The following is a 15,462-nucleotide window of genomic DNA, read 5'->3' on the forward strand; positions in this document are numbered from 1 at the left end:
TCTCTTTGCGTTACATCCTCGATATTCCACCAATGAGCGGTACCCAGTACCTCTCTTTGCGCTTCATCCTCGCTTTTCCGCCAATGTGCGGTACCCAGTACCTCTCTTTGCGCTTCATCCTCGCTTTTCCGCCAATGTGTGGTACCCAGTACCTCTCTACGCGCTTCATCCTCGCTTTTCTGCCAATGTGTGGTACCAATGAATGTAGACAATGTGTACCTAGAGGGCAAGCATCGGAGCCAAAGTGGCGAAATCCGTGGATGTAGCGTGCCTAGAGGGCTACTTTGGAGCCAAAATGGCGAAATCCGTGGATGTAGCGTGCCTAGAGGTCTACTTTGAAGCCAAAATGGTGAAATCCGTGGATGTAGCGTGCCTAGAGGTCTACTTTGGAGTCAAAGTAGCGAAATCCGTTGATGAAGCGTGCCTAGAGGTCTACTTTGAAGCCAAAGTAGCGAAATCCTCCCCGCCAACGCCACATCCCCCGCTCACCTCACCCACCAACCAAACAAAAGGCTGTCTCAAAAGTCGCCTTGCGACTTTTGAGACAGCCCTTTAGTTCTACACTTGCGTCAATGCAAGCAGCTCGCGGAAATCAGAGATTAGCGCATCCGCTCCCTGCAGCTCTTCCTTGCGGCCATACACGGCATAGGCGCAGCCAATAACGCCTAGCCCATTGCTCTTGCCTGCTTCCACATCGGAGGAACGGTCACCGACCATCCAAGCGGATTTCACGCCGTGATCCTCCATGAGCCGGGCAACGAGATGGATCTTCGATGCTGTTCCATACTCACCTGCACTGTACAAACCATCAAACAACGGAGCGATCCCCTTGTAACGGGCAACCTCTTTCACATAGCGTTCCAACCCGTTGCTAGCCACAAACAATCTGAACCCTTGCTCCTTAAGTGACTGCAGCGTCTCCGCCACATGCGGATACAGCTCGCCTTCCCCGGCTTCCAAGCCCTCCAGCTCATACTGGAGCAGCAGCTCGTCAGCCCGTCTCTGAGCAGCCTCAGTTCCGTCCGGCATCACTTTGCGCCAGATATCCTCCAGCAGCATGCCAAGACAGCTCAGCAGCTTCTCTACCGGCGGAGTGGGCTTCATATACAACCCCTCTGCCCGCAGCGTTTCGAAGATACGTTCATGCACGTGGATGAGCAGCGTATCCGTTTCAAACAATGTACCATCCATATCAAATATAATGGCCTCTGGTCGCGCCAATGTAACGTTGGTCTGCAAGAAGAAATCCCCTTTTCGCATTATTGCCCTTTATCATACTGGAAAAGAAGACCGGCGCGCAACCTGCATTTACCATTTGCCGGGATCGATATCTTTCGGTCCAAGGCCATTCCATACATTCGAAATCGTCGCTTGCTCCGGATGCTCGAACACTAGGAATGCCGTAGGCAAATATCTGCCCTCGCTGCTCTTGGTAGACGGTTTGTTGATCACATGACCGTCGTTGACCAGCACAGTGGACGACCCACCGTCTAAATTGGCTGCAATGACCGCACCGCGCTCCAGCATAATTTGCTGCACATCGTACAGATTCGCGCCAATACTATGACCAGGCTGTCTGCCGTCGATGACCACGAAGAGAATAGCGCCATCCTCCCTCTGCCCCATCGCCGTCCTCGGGGCGATTCCCCAGCCGTCTGCTGCATTCTTAATAAGCCCCTTACCGTTCACAATAATGCGGGGCTGGAACGTCACCGCTTCCTGCACGCCCATTTGCTCCAGCTCAGAGATCGAGTAGCGGCCCGCTACCATCTTGCCATCGCGATCAAGTCCAACGACTTGCGTTGATTTCGATTTGCCCAAATCATCATAGAACAGCTTCCCGCCGGACATCACGATGCCAATTGGCTGAAAGCCATTGCCCTGCCAATTCGGATCTGCAAAGCCGCCGCCATTAACGCCGGCTATAGCCCCGGTCCGCTCTACCATACTGCGCACACGCTCACCACGGCCTTGTTTTGCCGGAACGCCGATGCGGATTTTCGTCGGATCATTCACCGTCATAACATACCCGCTGTAACCTGTACCGGAAATCTCCTCGATCTCAACGAGCGGCTTCTCTTCCGGCTGTGTGCTGACCGGCACGGCTGTATCGACCGGCTGCGGTTGCGACTGTGTATGTATTTCGTGTGTATCTCGTTCTTCTCCCATAGCATTAAATCGCTGCTGGTATTGCTGTACACGCACATCCAGCTCATGCTGTCCGATGATATATTTCGCCCAATGCCTGTGCTGCGTTGTAATGAGCGTATCCGCCATCAGATAGCGAAAGTTGCTGCCGGACGGTGTCAACAGCAGCCAACCGATTCCGGTAATGCCCAGCATCAGCAGGATCATCCCGCTGATGGTCATGATACGGATCATTCGGTTCCAGCGTCTTCGGAAACCATGGTTGGTCGTCCCTTGGTGCTGTAGTGGAGTGTCAGTACGTTTCATAGCTGCCTCTCTCGGTGTCGGTACATTCGATTGTATGTCCATCCTCCGCCTCGCTTTTCCCAGACTTCAAACACATTGTAACTAGTAAACGCGAGGCGGAATATAAAAGTTTCAGTCGAATGAGGGTTTTGACAAAACTAGTTATATTTCGCCAAAAAATCCCTAAGAAAATTCAAAAAAAGCCGGCTCCGCAGGAGGGCCAGCTTCGTACTTGTACATAGATTGAACACGATACTAGAACACTTTCTTCGTGCTCTGATCGGCTTTTATCATCTCGACCGCTTCCTTAAAACGCATCGCATGGACGATTTCACGCTCACGCAGAAATTTGAGACCATCCTGCAAATCCACGTCGTCGGTCATATCGATAATCCATTGGTACGTCGCACGCGCCTTCTCCTCAGCTGCAATATCCTCATACAAATCGGCGAGTGGATCACCCTTCGTCGCAATATAGGCTGCCGTCCACGGTACACCTGAGGCGTTGTTATAGAACAGGCCGTTATCGTGATTCACATAATGCGGAGCGAGTCCCGCTTCTTCAAGCTGCTTTGGCGTCGCATCTTTGGTAAGCTTGTAGATCATGGTGGCGATCATTTCCAAATGGGCGAATTCCTCCGTACCAATATCCGTAAGCAGGCCAATCACCTTGTTAGGGATGGAGTACCGCTGATTTAAATACCGCAGTGCCGCTGACAGCTCTCCGTCGGCCCCACCGTACTGCTCGACCAAGTAGCCCGCCACCCTGGGATCACATTTGCTGACCCGAACGGGGTACTGGAGCTTCTTCTCATAAATCCACATGGAATCTCCTCCTCTCCTTCCTAAAGCTGCAAATCTGCGCCTAGACTTGCCAAGGCCATGGGCATTCGACCCATTGCCATGGATATTTGGAGTAACTGTGACCGAATTGCATGAGCGGCCCGTATTGCATCTCGAACTGCAGTGCACACTGCTGACGCTGCTGCGCCAACTGATTGAATTGCTGAAGCGCCTGCAGATCATTAGGATGCGTATCGAGGTAAAGGGTCAACTCAACTAAGGCAAAATCCAGCTGTTGCAGCTCAAGCAGCTTCTTATAATAGTTTTCGTCCAACTGCTTATTCATCCTGTTGCCCCCTCACCCTAGCTTTTCGCCTCATAAGGGCCGTATAATGCCGGCCAAAGCGTCCCCAATTTGAGTGCATCTGCCAGTGAAAATTGCGGTAAATTCATGGGCTGATAAGGAATGAATTCATTCGGCGGTACATAATAGGACTTCACATATTTAGGCGGGCAAGGATCGAACGGACCTACGAAGGGGTACCAATCTCGTGTCGGCTTCATCGCATTCACCTGCATTCTCCTCCTATTAAACGAATCTGACCGAAGCAGTAACCAAATTCCATTTCTAATCATATGACATTCGCCCAGTAAATGTTCCTGTTGATTTTGTTGATATCTGATTTTGATTTCCCGGGGAATAGTAGTTGCCGATATAACAAAAAAGACCGACGCCTTCAATCATCCATGATGATCGAAAGCGTCAGCCTCGGTCTCTGCTTCTTTATTCCTTCTCTTCTTGTTCCTGCAGCTCGGATTGTTCCGTTTGCTGCTTCACACGGTAGATAAACACGCGCAATACTCGCAGCCGTTCACTCTCCGCTACTTCAAAAGCGTAATCCTCAACTACGATCTTCTTGCCTTTATCCGGATTGCCTTCCAGCTGCGTGAAGAGCCAGCCGCCGATCGTATCGACGTCTTCGTCCTCAATATCCAAGTTAAACATATCGTTGATTTCTTCGATTAGCATCCTGCCGTCTACAGAGGTGACATCCCCTTTAACGACAATGTTAGGCTGCTGATTATCAAATTCGTCATGAATTTCGCCGACGATTTCCTCCAAAATGCTCTCCGTTGTAAGCATACCAGCAGTTCCGCCATATTCATCTACAACGATAGCGAGCTGCGAATGCTTGCGCTGCATCAGCTTCAAGACATGGCTGATTTCCATCGACTCCGGAACATTGAGTATAGGACGAAGATATTTCTGAATGGATTGCTCCTCATCCGGGTCAGAGGTGAGTAAATCCGTAATATGCACAAATCCGATGAGCTGATCCTTATCCTCTACACAAACGGGATAACGGGTATGTTTGGTGGTGTAAACGATCTTCATGTTCTCTTCATAAGAATGATCCGCATAGAGACAGTCCATATCGGTCCTAGGCAGCATGACTTCGCGAGCAAGTCTGTCACTGAATTCGAAAATATTATCGAACAGTCGCAGCTCATCCTTGTCGATGATGCCGCTCTTGGCGCTCTGATTCATCAGAATGCGAATTTCTTCCTCGGTATGTGCCGAATCATGTTCGCTGGCAGGCTGAACGCCAAACAAACGCAGTAAGCGATTGGCCGATCCGTTGAGCAGCCAAATGACTGGCAGAAACATTTTGTAGAAGAACAGCAGCGGCATCGAAAGCCATAAGGAAGTCGCTTCCGATTTCTGAATAGCCAGCGATTTAGGCGCAAGCTCTCCAAGTACGATGTGCAGGAAAGTAATGACGATAAATCCGATAATAATCGAAACCGTATGTACGAGCGTCTCATCCGTCAAACCGAATTTGAAAAACATGGGTTCAACGATGAGATCAGAAATCACCGGCTCTCCTACCCAACCAAGACCAAGAGAAGCTAATGTAATACCGAATTGCGTGGCTGATAAGTACGCATCGAGCTTTTTGTTTACGGTCAGCGCATATTTAGCCCTCTTATGTCCTTCATTGGCCAGCTGAGTTAACCTTGATGAACGAACCTTCACCAGGGAGAACTCCGCCGCTACGAAAAAACCGTTCAACAATACAAGAATAAGGACTACACTTAAGTTTAACAGAATTCGGCCTGCTTCAAATTCATGCAAAGGCTTCGTCCGCTCCTCTCATCGGCATATCGCCGCTCTATCTATATTATAGGATGGCTTGACGAGCACCAAAGTCGACATCCCGGTAATACATATCTTTCACGAGCAGGTTCGGTCCGCAGCAGGACGCAGCCGGGCAGTGACAATCAACGCTGCGTGCCAGCGGATGTGCAAGCCAGCGACCGAACAGATCGTCTAATCGATCTGATCCAATGTTGCCGAACGCCGGAACGTCAGAGAAATCGGTGACGAACACATCGCCGGTAAATAAGTTCACATTCAAGCGATTGCGGCCATCCGGATCGTTCCGGACCGTTACAAGCGGTGCTGCAGCCAATCTCGCCAGCAGCTCACGATCTTCCTTCTGCTCATTGCAGTGGTAGAACGGCAGCGTACCGAAGAGCATCCATACCGATGGGTCCCTGCTATCCAGCAAGGAAGTAATCGCATCCCGCATCTGTTGCTTCGAAATGACAGGCAGATCCGCCGCAAATGCGCTTGGGTACATCGGATGTACTTCGTGACGCTTACAGCCCATTTCCAGAATCAACTTGTGGATCTCTGGCATTTTATTATAAGTCCGGAAATTTATCATCGACTCTGCCGATACGAATAGTCCACCGTCACTGAGTCGTCTTGCATTATCAATCATGCGATCATACATACGCGCAGCCGTGTCCTTCGAAACAGGATGCCCGCTTTTGGCGAAGCCTATTTGGTGAAAATCATCGCTGCTCGTGTAATTGAATGAGATGTGCATTACATCCAGATAAGGCGCGATTGCTTCATACCTGCCATAGTCCAATGTAACATTGGAGTTAATTTGAGAGGATACGCCACGACTGCGAGCATATTTAAGCAGCGGAATCATGTAGTCTTTCACTGCCTGAGCGGAGAACGTCGGTTCACCACCTGTAATACTGATCGTCTTCAGATGTTCGACTTCGTCCAATCTGCGCAGCAGCGTATCAAGCGGCAGCTTCGCAGGCTCCGCCATCACTAAAGTATCACCAACAGCACAATGCTCGCAGCGCATGTTGCATAAATTGGAAAGTGTCATCTCTACACTTGTCAGCACATGTTGACCATGCTCGCGCAGGGAAAGAATAGGATCCCACGGATCGTTCGCGGGCGTGAATAACAGCTTTGAATCCGGTTGTACAAAAGGTATAGCATTCTGCATTTGTTTCAGCACCTTACTTTGTCATGATATACGCACGTTCTTCTTATAATAACTTTCTTTTATTGTAATGTCCGAAGTCGCTCGTTGCAAACACAATGGCGCAAAAAACGAAAAGGAGCCTGCTCGGCTCCCCGGACTACCGTATTGAATTGGGATGCTGCAGCAGTTACGCGCCTCAGCTTCAGTACGCCTCTGCAAAAGGCTGATCTTCATTTACGCCTACAATCATCGTCGTCAATTGCTTCGATAAGTCAACCTCGTAAGGGACCTTCAACTCTTCGCCTTGCTCATCGTTCAGTATACGCACGACAGGCCTGTGCGGGCAAGAAGCGTTGATATCTACGACGACGCCGCTCTCTCCGGAATGAAACTTCACCGTAATGCCGAGCGGGTAAATGGCGACTTTATCACGGAACAGCTGAAGCATCCGCTGCTCATATAACGTGCCCGTACCTGCATATAAGGATTCTACCGCTTCATGGGGCAGAAGCGGATTACGATAAATGCGGGTTGTCGTCATTGCATCATAGGAATCGACGAGTCCAATCCACTTCGCATACTCGTGAATCTCGTTGCCTTTAATGCCGCGCGGATAACCGCTCCCATCGAGCCGCTCATGATGCTGGTAGGCACAGTGAGCAGCGAGCAACGGAATATTCGGCTCATCCTTGAGCAGATAGTAACCTCGTTCCGCGTGCCGCTTCATTTCTTCGTATTCATCTCTCGACAGCGAACCCTGCTTCTTGAGAATGTTCATACTGATTTGCGTCTTGCCAATGTCATGCAGCATGGCGCCAAGGCCAAGCGTCATCAGCTCGTCCCGAGAATAACCGTTCGCAATACCCAGCAAAGTCGTATATACCGATACGTTCAGTGAATGTTGGAACAAATAATCATCCACAATGCCCATGTTCATGAGCATAATCATAGCATCCTTCTGATCCGTCAAATCATCGATAACCATCGTCATTATTTGTTTGAACGATTTCGCTATATATGGATAAGTAACGCCGCTCTTCCGATTGGGACGATCCATTAAATCTCGGAAATTCGTTCGAATCTCGCTTAGTGCCCTATGCCTTGTTTCTTCGCTTATTATATCGGGAATAATCAGATCAGCCGTTCGCGGATCTTGAATATAGACAAAATGCACGCCGCATTCATAAAGGCGAGTTATCAGTTTTGCCGTTAATTCGACATTCTCGGCGAGTAAGACCAGTCCATCCTCGGAGTATATCTTTTTAGCTAGTCTCATGCCCGGCCGGCACATCTGTGTGGGCAATAATCGCATCGTATCGACCCCTGCCTTGCATCTATTTTCCTAAATTTGTAGGCTAGGTAAGAAGAAATGCTATGCCGTACAGTGTCGGCGTTGTAAGTTTCTCCTCTGAGGATACCAGTCAAGCATAGATAGCAATCCAATACTTTCTAGTAGCAATAAAAGCCTCGTAATGTTACTGTAAGGGATTTCCGAAAAAAGAGCAATAACCGATTCGCCAAATATCGACATATTCGCGTTATTTTTATTAGCTCATCACAAACAGCCAAAACAATGCCGCCACTACAAAACGGTAAATAGCGAAATGCGTCAGTCTCACCTTCTGAATGAAGCGTAGGAACAAGACGATGACAAGCCACGCAACAACGAAGGATACGAGGAACCCTACAATAAAGAACATCAAATTGTCGCCTTCAATAAACTTGTAATTATCGAGCATTTCGTAGCCGGTAGCCGCCACCATGATCGGAATGGCCATCAGAAACGAGAAGTCCGCAGCTGCTTTATAACTTGTTCCTGTCAGCATACCGCCGGCGATCGTAGAACCCGAACGGGAGAAACCAGGCCAAAGCGACAAGCATTGCAGCAAGCCGATACCGAGAGCCTGTTTGTACGAAATATCGTCCATCGTTTCAGATACGACCTTGATCCGACGAGACTTCTGCAGCCGCTCAGCAGCGATCATGTAGATCCCGCCTACCACAAGTGAAATCAAGACCGGTGTCTGATTGAACCCTTCGCCTTTAATAATATCCTTGAGCAGGAATGCAAGCAGCATGGCAGGCACGATACCAAGCGCAACATGGATCAAATTCAATTTTCGTGCTTTGCGTCTTCCGGAAGAAAGCGTTCCGAGAGATTGTGATTTGCGCGACAAACCAAATAAATCGAGAATGCGATCCCAGTAAACAATAGCCATCGCTAATATAGCGCCAAGCTGAATGACGATTTCAAATGTAACAATCGCTTGATCGTCCGATGCAATCCCAAGCAGCTTATTCGTCAATATCATATGGCCCGACGATGAAACAGGCAGAAACTCGGTTAATCCTTCTACAATACCTAAAATAATCGCGTGAATAATGTCTCCCATTTGATCCTCCTAAGGCGTTCTGCTATTCAATTATTCTACAATCCAACGATGCCGATAACTCTCGGCGATCGCGTCTTTATCGAGCAGCTCTTGCTCCAGCACATCACGTAGAAACTCAGGCAAATAATAAGTAACGTCTGTGCCGTATTTGATTTTCTCATAACCGACACCAAAGGTAAACATATCGATCGTCCCAACAATGTAGACCCTGTCATCCTGTAAAAGGTGACCATTTACTACAATGGAGGAGATTCGGTTGTAGTTCGTCCGTTCCGGCGAATAGTGAATCTCGAGTCCGTCTACGGCAAGCGTGCCAAGGACAAGACCGCGGAAACCAAACCCGCGGATCGGTTTATCCACATATTCGCGTTGGAGTGCTTCTTCAAGCGACAAGCGGATTTCAGTGCCGGTCAGTTTCATTCGGCACGGATTGATCGGAGACGGGCAGAGGGCATGCAAATCGCCTGCCGTCACCTCTCCTGCGGTGAGGCCTCTGAGCAGCTGCCCCGTGTTGACGATGCCGATCTCGGCGTCGGCTTTGCGCCGCAGTCCTGCGGCAAGCAGATTGGCGAGCGATGTTTCATGCTCGCTGCTTGCAGGCATAGGTTCGTCCAGCACCGTGATAACCCGGCTTAGACGTTGGCTGCTATCCGCTTGAAATCCGCTGATGAGTGCGGTTGCTTGAGGTTGCTGCTCCCGCGGTTCCATCGAGACGACTTTCGCACGGATGATAGGCCGATTCGTTGCGGCCTCCATCCTAATCTCCACATGCCCCAGAAATTCTCCGAATTTACCTGCCGCACAGAGAGAAGTCTCCCCAATTACTTCAGGCTCTTCGAATAAATGATGCGTATGACCGCCCAGGATGAGGTCGATACCTGGAATTTCAACAGCCATCTTGCGATCCAGCGTGATGCCGACATGCGACATCACCACTAACACATCTACTTGCGATCGCAGTACGGCAACTTGCTCAGCCACGGCTTGCATCGGATCTGTAGCATTCCAGCCAAGAAGCTTATAGAAATCAGCAAAAGCTGCCGTCACGCCAATGAGGCCGATACGCAGTTTCCCTTTATGAATAATCGTGTTAGGAAGCAGCCAGGATGGACGTTTGCCATCCTCGAGCTGATAGAAATTGGCGCAGGTCGTCTTGAAGGCTGCTCGCGTTCCGTAAGCTTCCGTGAGCTGATCCGGTGTAAACGTCAGCCCTTCATTGTTACCAATCGTTACAACCTCATAACCGGCCGCATTCATCATATCGATGTTAGCCAGGCCGTCGCTTGCTTCCGTTTCTACACGCATGCGGTCCATGTGATCGCCGATATCCAGGGTGAGCACACGCTCAGCCCCGTATATACGCCGTGTCTCCTCGATGTATGCAGCCATTTTGGCTGCTTGCTCCAAACGACTGTGAATGTCATTGCTATGTAACAAAACGACATTTGGCGCATCCGCTGCCTTATCTTTCATGCTGGCCTCCCGGTTGCAAGGACTACTTCTTTAATCGCATCTCTTCTGCTGAGAAGGTTTGCTTGAAGCCGTAGGATACTTCCCCGCGTTTCTCTTCGTCATGGATGAACTTGCATACGACAACGCTTTTTACATTTAAGCATTCGCTTGAACCATGGGGCACATACAGTCGAATCGGTCCGCCTTTAGGCAGCGCCTCTCCATCGATGGCATACTGTACAGCAGCGTCCTTTAATTGCTCCCAAGGAATAAGCGCCTCGAACGTATCGACTGCCTCTACCTTTAGATGAGTAGGCAACGGCGCATCAGCAGCGATTCCTTGCCTGTCGCGCCATTCTTTGAACCATGCGCCGAAATCGAACGCTTCTCCGGCAACACCGGCGATTCGACTCGATAACGGAAAACTGGCTCCTGCCAGTTTGGCCATATCATCAGCTGTCATTCGAACAGGCTCTTGTCCTGTGTATGCGATCGTAATTGAAGTATTCCCTGATTGAACGGTCATGCGAATCCCTCTCTTTTCACCGAAATAGGTTTAGCCGCCGATCTGTGACATCCGTCTTCCGGTAGGCTCATGGCTTTGCGCCTCATCGGAAAGCTTCGCCGCCATCTCATGATTAAGCGGTTTAATTGCCATTGCTTTGCTAAACAGCTCAAGCATCTTCTTCTCATCGCCAAGTGCAGGCTTCACATTCAATTCATCTACCCAGTACAAGCAAGGATGAATATGACCGTCTGCGGTCAAGCGAAGCCGATTGCACCTTGTGCAAAAATGGTCACTCACGGGATGGATCAGTCCGAAGGAGCCTTTGCCGCCTTCAATCCTGTAGTCATCGGAAGGCCCATTCCCCTGCACATCGTGAATCTGTTTAATATTCAGGCCATTCTCCTCCGCGATTTCAAGAACTCTCGTAAGAGGCAAATAATGATTTCTCCAATTGTCATCGGCATGTCCGATAGGCATGTATTCGATAAAACGCACATGCAGCGGTTGATCGTGAGCCATACGCAGAAAAGCAGCGATCTCATCCTCGTTGACGCCTTTAAGCAGCACGCAATTGAGTTTGATCGGGGCAAAACCGACTTGAGCCGCAACCTCTATGCCTTTCAAAACACGCTTCAAATCACCGCGCCTTGCAATAAATTGAAAACGTGCGGGATCGAGCGTATCCAAACTGATATTAACACGGTTTACGCCAGCCTCACGAAGCGCCTGTGCTTGATCGGCGAGGAGAACGCCATTCGTCGTCATTGAAATGTCTTTGATGCCCGGAATGGCGGCAAGCTGACGGACCAAACCTGCCAGGCCCGGTCGGACGAGCGGCTCTCCGCCGGTAATGCGCAGTTTGGAAATCCCCAAGCTTGCGCCGGCGCGCACGACCTCGGTAATTTGATCATAACTAAGCAGATTCTCCGCAGGTTCGAACTGTACACCTTCCTCAGGCATGCAGTACAGGCAACGTAAATTGCAACGATCCGTAACGGAAATTCGCAAATAATCATGAACGCGTCCAAATCGATCTGTTAATGCAGTCATTTTCCGCTCACCTCCTCGGTTCCCCAGTCTCTGCCTCTAGCATAACATTTTTGGACACATTATGGTATGCTATGGAGACCATTAACATTATGAATGCGAGAGGTTAAACACATGTCTGTAAAATGGAATATCCACCTTTTTGCTGGTCTTGCCGAGCGTTTCGGAGGAGCTGTCATCACGCTTGAACTGGATCAGACCAAGCTTACCGTGTATCAACTGAAGCAGGAGCTGATCACTCGCTACCCTGTCGATGCCTCCTTGATTTCGATATCTTTCATGGCCTGCAACCAGACTTATGCCTCAGATGAGCAGCTTCTGCAGGCAAGTGATGAGCTTGCCCTGCTCCCACCTGTATCAGGCGGGGAAGAAGCAGAACAAGCAGTAATCAAGACCGAAGCAGCTCCTGTCGACCTCTTTGTAGTGACGGAACAACCACTTTCGGTAGAAGCGATTACCGCAATGGTCATTGTGCCTAACAACGGGGCTGTCCTTACTTTCACCGGCACTACCCGGGAATGGACGCACGGCGTGCGTACTGTACGGCTGGAGTATGAAGCATATGTCCCTATGGCCGTTAAGACCCTGCAGCAAATCGGCGATGAAATCGAATCTCGCTGGCCCGGGGCCAAGGTTGCTATCGCCCATCGAATCGGTGTTGTTGAAATCGCCGAAATCAGTGTCGTCATCGCCGTCTCTGCTCCGCATCGCGGTGACTGTTATGAGTCAAGCCGTTACGCGATCGAACGTCTGAAACAAATCGTTCCGATATGGAAAAGAGAGATTTGGGAAGACGGTTCCGAGTGGAAAGGACATCAATTGGGTCCATGGAACCCCGTTTCGCCGCTATAAAAGGTTTTTTGTTGCTTTTTGTCCATATTTTAGCGAGTCAAAATAGGGTGTATAGTACTGTTTTTTTTGCGCTCTCATTGTCAATTCTGCATTTTATTGCTACCATGGTCTTATCACTGTTTAGCCTAATTGATAAGTCATTCGAGGTGAATTATGCGGATCCATGTGACGGAGCTTAGAGATGGAGATAAATTAAGTAACGATACTTTCAACGGCTACGGCTTACATGTACTTTCTAAAGGTACGGAGCTATATGCCAGAGAAATTTCGAAGCTATTTCAACATCAAATTGAATATGTCGATATTATCTCAAGGAAACAAGAGGAATCGGCTCGAACGATAGAATCAGGAATCAACCCCAAATGGATACCTACAGTTCAACCCATCTACCAAGATGCTGTGAACGGGTACGAACAATTGTTTCTTGAAGCGATGCAGAACGGTAAAATTATCGAAGATGACGTCGTACATACGTTTCAGCCGCTTGTAGACAATTTCAGAATGGAACGCGATGTCGTCTCCATGCTGCTTCTGCTTAACACCAAAGATGATTACACGTATCAACATTCCGTTCAGGTGGGAATGCTTTCTTACTACTTATCCTCTTGGCTCGGCTATTCCGAGAAGGAAGCCGTTAAGATCGGACAAGCCGGATTCCTCCATGATATCGGCAAATGCCAGATCACGGACGGAATTCTTAATAAGCCCGGCAAACTCTCTGATGACGAGTTCGAATCGATTAAGAAACATACGATCTACGGGCATCAGATCATTAGCGAATCCTTCGGCGAATCACTTGCCGCAACAGTAGCCCTACAGCATCACGAGCGCATTGACGGTACCGGATATCCAAACCGTTTAAAGGGCGATGATCTCCATCCCGTCTCCAAAATCGTGGCAGTTGCTGATGTGTACAGCGCGATGATTTCCTCACGTGTGTATCAGAAGAAGCGTGATCTGCTCTTCGTTCTGAAGGAGCTGTATCGGATGAGCTTCACCGAGCTGGACGCCTTTACAACACATACCTTTATCAAACATATGATTCCTAATTTTATCGGCAAGCAAGTAGAGCTCGTATCCGGCGAAACAGGAACCATCATTATGACGCATCCCTCCGAATTTTTCCGCCCATTGGTTCGCATTGAAGATCGCTTCGTCGATCTTACCGTCACTCGCAATCTTGAAGTTAAACAAGTATTCATGTAATTCTCCTACCATCAACAAAAACTCCGAACCTCTTCAAGAGGGTTCGGAGTTTTTGTTTGGCGTGCAATTGTATCGTATCGAATCGGATTAACCGATCGAGCCTTCCATCTCAAACTTGATGAGACGGTTCATCTCGACCGCGTATTCCATCGGCAGCTCTTTCGTGAACGGCTCGATGAAGCCCATGACGATCATTTGTGTAGCTTCTGCTTCGGTAAGTCCGCGGCTCATCAGGTAGAACAGCTGATCCTCGGAAACTTTAGATACCGTCGCTTCATGCTCAAGCGTAATGTTGTCGTTCATGATTTCGTTGTACGGAATCGTATCCGATGTCGACTCGTTATCAAGAATTAGCGTATCGCATTTGATGTTAGCCTTGGAGCCTTCGGAGTTACGGCCAAAGGAAGCCAAGCCGCGATACGTGACTTTACCGCCGTGTTTACTGATCGACTTGGAAACGATCGTCGAAGTCGTATCCGGTGCCAGGTGAGTCATTTTTGCGCCTGCATCTTGATGCTGGCCTTTACCTGCTACTGCGATCGAAAGTACCATGCCTTTAGCGCCACGGCCTTTCAGAACGACTGCAGGGTATTTCATTGTCAGCTTGGAGCCGATATTACCGTCAACCCATTCCATTGTCGCGTTTTCTTCGGCAACGGCGCGTTTAGTAACAAGGTTGTAGATATTCGGAGCCCAGTTCTGAATCGTTGTATAACGGCAGCGCGCATTCTTGAGAACAAGAATTTCTACTACTGCGCTATGCAGCGAGTTCGTGCTGTAGATCGGTGCTGTACAGCCTTCAACGTAGTGTACGAAGCTGTCTTCGTCCGCTACGATCAGCGTACGCTCGAATTGACCCATGTTCTCGGAGTTGATACGGAAGTATGCTTGAAGCGGAATTTCGCATTTCACGCCTTTTGGAACATAGATGAAGCTGCCGCCGGACCATACCGCACTGTTCAGTGCTGCAAATTTGTTATCTGCCGGAGGAATTATCGTACCGAAATATTGCTTGAAGATCTCCGGATATTCGCGAAGGGCGGTGTCTGTATCCGTGAAGATAACACCTTGCTTCTCCAGATCTTCTTGCATGCTGTGATATACAACCTCGGATTCGTACTGAGCGGATACGCCTGCAAGGAACTTCTGCTCCGCTTCAGGAATACCAAGCTTATCGAAGGTTTCTTTAATTTCCGTAGGAACTTCTTCCCACGTTTTGCCTTGCTTCTCGGAAGGACGAACATAGTACTGGATATCGTCGAAATCCAGATCATCCATGTTGCCGCCCCACTTAGGCATAGGCATTTTGTAAAACTGCTCCAGCGCCTTCAAACGGAACTCAAGCATCCATTCCGGCTCGTTCTTGATCTCCGAAATCGTACGAACGATCTCAGGAGTCAGCCCTTTACCGGATGAGAAAATCGCTTTATGTTCATCGCGAAAACCATATTTATAATCTTCTAAATCAGGCATTTCTTTAGCCATCGTA

At 49.1% G+C, this 15,462-nt stretch carries 15 protein-coding genes; 2 read left to right on the top strand and 13 right to left on the bottom strand.

Annotated features, from left to right (window positions below; translation table 11 throughout):
- Nucleotides 1-558 precede the first annotated feature (558 nt).
- The 12 genes from AC0YNS_RS15845 to moaA form a co-directional block, all read right to left on the bottom strand.
- Nucleotides 559-1,260, bottom strand: coding sequence for an HAD family hydrolase (locus AC0YNS_RS15845; RefSeq protein WP_475781964.1), 702 nt, complete (start codon nt 1,258-1,260; stop codon nt 559-561).
- Between the two features lie 48 nt (nt 1,261-1,308).
- The gene (locus AC0YNS_RS15850) at nt 1,309-2,382 is read right to left on the bottom strand and encodes a phosphodiester glycosidase family protein (protein ID WP_475782455.1); all 1,074 of its coding nucleotides are present in this window, start codon (nt 2,380-2,382) and stop codon (nt 1,309-1,311) included.
- A 306-nt stretch (nt 2,383-2,688) separates the two neighbouring features.
- Nucleotides 2,689-3,258: a manganese catalase family protein gene (locus AC0YNS_RS15855; RefSeq protein ID WP_475781965.1), complete on the bottom strand. Its 570-nt coding sequence runs from the start codon at nt 3,256-3,258 to the stop codon at nt 2,689-2,691.
- 40 nt (nt 3,259-3,298) lie between these two features.
- A complete protein-coding gene (locus tag AC0YNS_RS15860) occupies nt 3,299-3,562 on the bottom strand; it encodes a spore coat protein CotJB (RefSeq protein ID WP_090981814.1) in 264 nt (87 codons plus the stop codon).
- Between the two features lie 17 nt (nt 3,563-3,579).
- Entirely contained in the window at nt 3,580-3,780 is a 201-nt protein-coding gene (locus AC0YNS_RS15865; RefSeq protein WP_475782456.1) for a spore coat associated protein CotJA, read from the bottom strand.
- A gap of 220 nt (nt 3,781-4,000) precedes the next feature.
- On the bottom strand, nt 4,001-5,353 hold the full coding sequence (locus AC0YNS_RS15870) for a hemolysin family protein (RefSeq protein WP_475781966.1): 1,353 nt from the start codon (nt 5,351-5,353) through the stop codon (nt 4,001-4,003).
- Nucleotides 5,354-5,399: 46 nt separating this feature from the next.
- On the bottom strand, nt 5,400-6,536 hold the full coding sequence (gene yfkAB / locus AC0YNS_RS15875; RefSeq protein ID WP_475781967.1) for a radical SAM/CxCxxxxC motif protein YfkAB: 1,137 nt from the start codon (nt 6,534-6,536) through the stop codon (nt 5,400-5,402).
- Between the two features lie 181 nt (nt 6,537-6,717).
- Entirely contained in the window at nt 6,718-7,827 is a 1,110-nt protein-coding gene (locus AC0YNS_RS15880) for an HD-GYP domain-containing protein (protein ID WP_475781968.1), read from the bottom strand.
- Nucleotides 7,828-8,062: 235 nt separating this feature from the next.
- Nucleotides 8,063-8,908 (bottom strand): undecaprenyl-diphosphate phosphatase, encoded by an 846-nt coding sequence (locus AC0YNS_RS15885; RefSeq protein WP_475781969.1) that lies wholly within the window; start codon nt 8,906-8,908, stop codon nt 8,063-8,065.
- A 30-nt stretch (nt 8,909-8,938) separates the two neighbouring features.
- Nucleotides 8,939-10,381: a bifunctional metallophosphatase/5'-nucleotidase gene (locus AC0YNS_RS15890; RefSeq protein WP_475781970.1), complete on the bottom strand. Its 1,443-nt coding sequence runs from the start codon at nt 10,379-10,381 to the stop codon at nt 8,939-8,941.
- A gap of 22 nt (nt 10,382-10,403) precedes the next feature.
- Nucleotides 10,404-10,886 carry a hypothetical protein gene (locus AC0YNS_RS15895; RefSeq protein ID WP_475781971.1) on the bottom strand — a complete coding sequence of 161 codons (483 nt, stop codon included), beginning with the start codon at nt 10,884-10,886 and terminating at the stop codon, nt 10,404-10,406.
- 30 nt (nt 10,887-10,916) lie between these two features.
- On the bottom strand, nt 10,917-11,918 hold the full coding sequence (gene moaA / locus AC0YNS_RS15900) for a GTP 3',8-cyclase MoaA (protein ID WP_090981827.1): 1,002 nt from the start codon (nt 11,916-11,918) through the stop codon (nt 10,917-10,919).
- A 111-nt stretch (nt 11,919-12,029) separates the two neighbouring features.
- Between moaA and AC0YNS_RS15905 the strand changes: the two genes are divergently transcribed.
- Both AC0YNS_RS15905 and AC0YNS_RS15910 read left to right on the top strand, forming a co-directional pair.
- Nucleotides 12,030-12,767 (top strand): molybdenum cofactor biosynthesis protein, encoded by a 738-nt coding sequence (locus AC0YNS_RS15905; protein WP_475781972.1) that lies wholly within the window; start codon nt 12,030-12,032, stop codon nt 12,765-12,767.
- A gap of 153 nt (nt 12,768-12,920) precedes the next feature.
- Nucleotides 12,921-13,973: an HD-GYP domain-containing protein gene (locus AC0YNS_RS15910; protein ID WP_475781973.1), complete on the top strand. Its 1,053-nt coding sequence runs from the start codon at nt 12,921-12,923 to the stop codon at nt 13,971-13,973.
- Nucleotides 13,974-14,060: 87 nt separating this feature from the next.
- On the opposite strand, the gene sufB is transcribed toward AC0YNS_RS15910, so the two are convergent.
- Nucleotides 14,061-15,458, bottom strand: coding sequence for a Fe-S cluster assembly protein SufB (gene sufB, locus AC0YNS_RS15915; RefSeq protein ID WP_475781974.1), 1,398 nt, complete (start codon nt 15,456-15,458; stop codon nt 14,061-14,063).
- Nucleotides 15,459-15,462 lie beyond the last annotated feature (4 nt).

Source organism: Paenibacillus sp. J22FR21, from assembly GCF_056269135.1.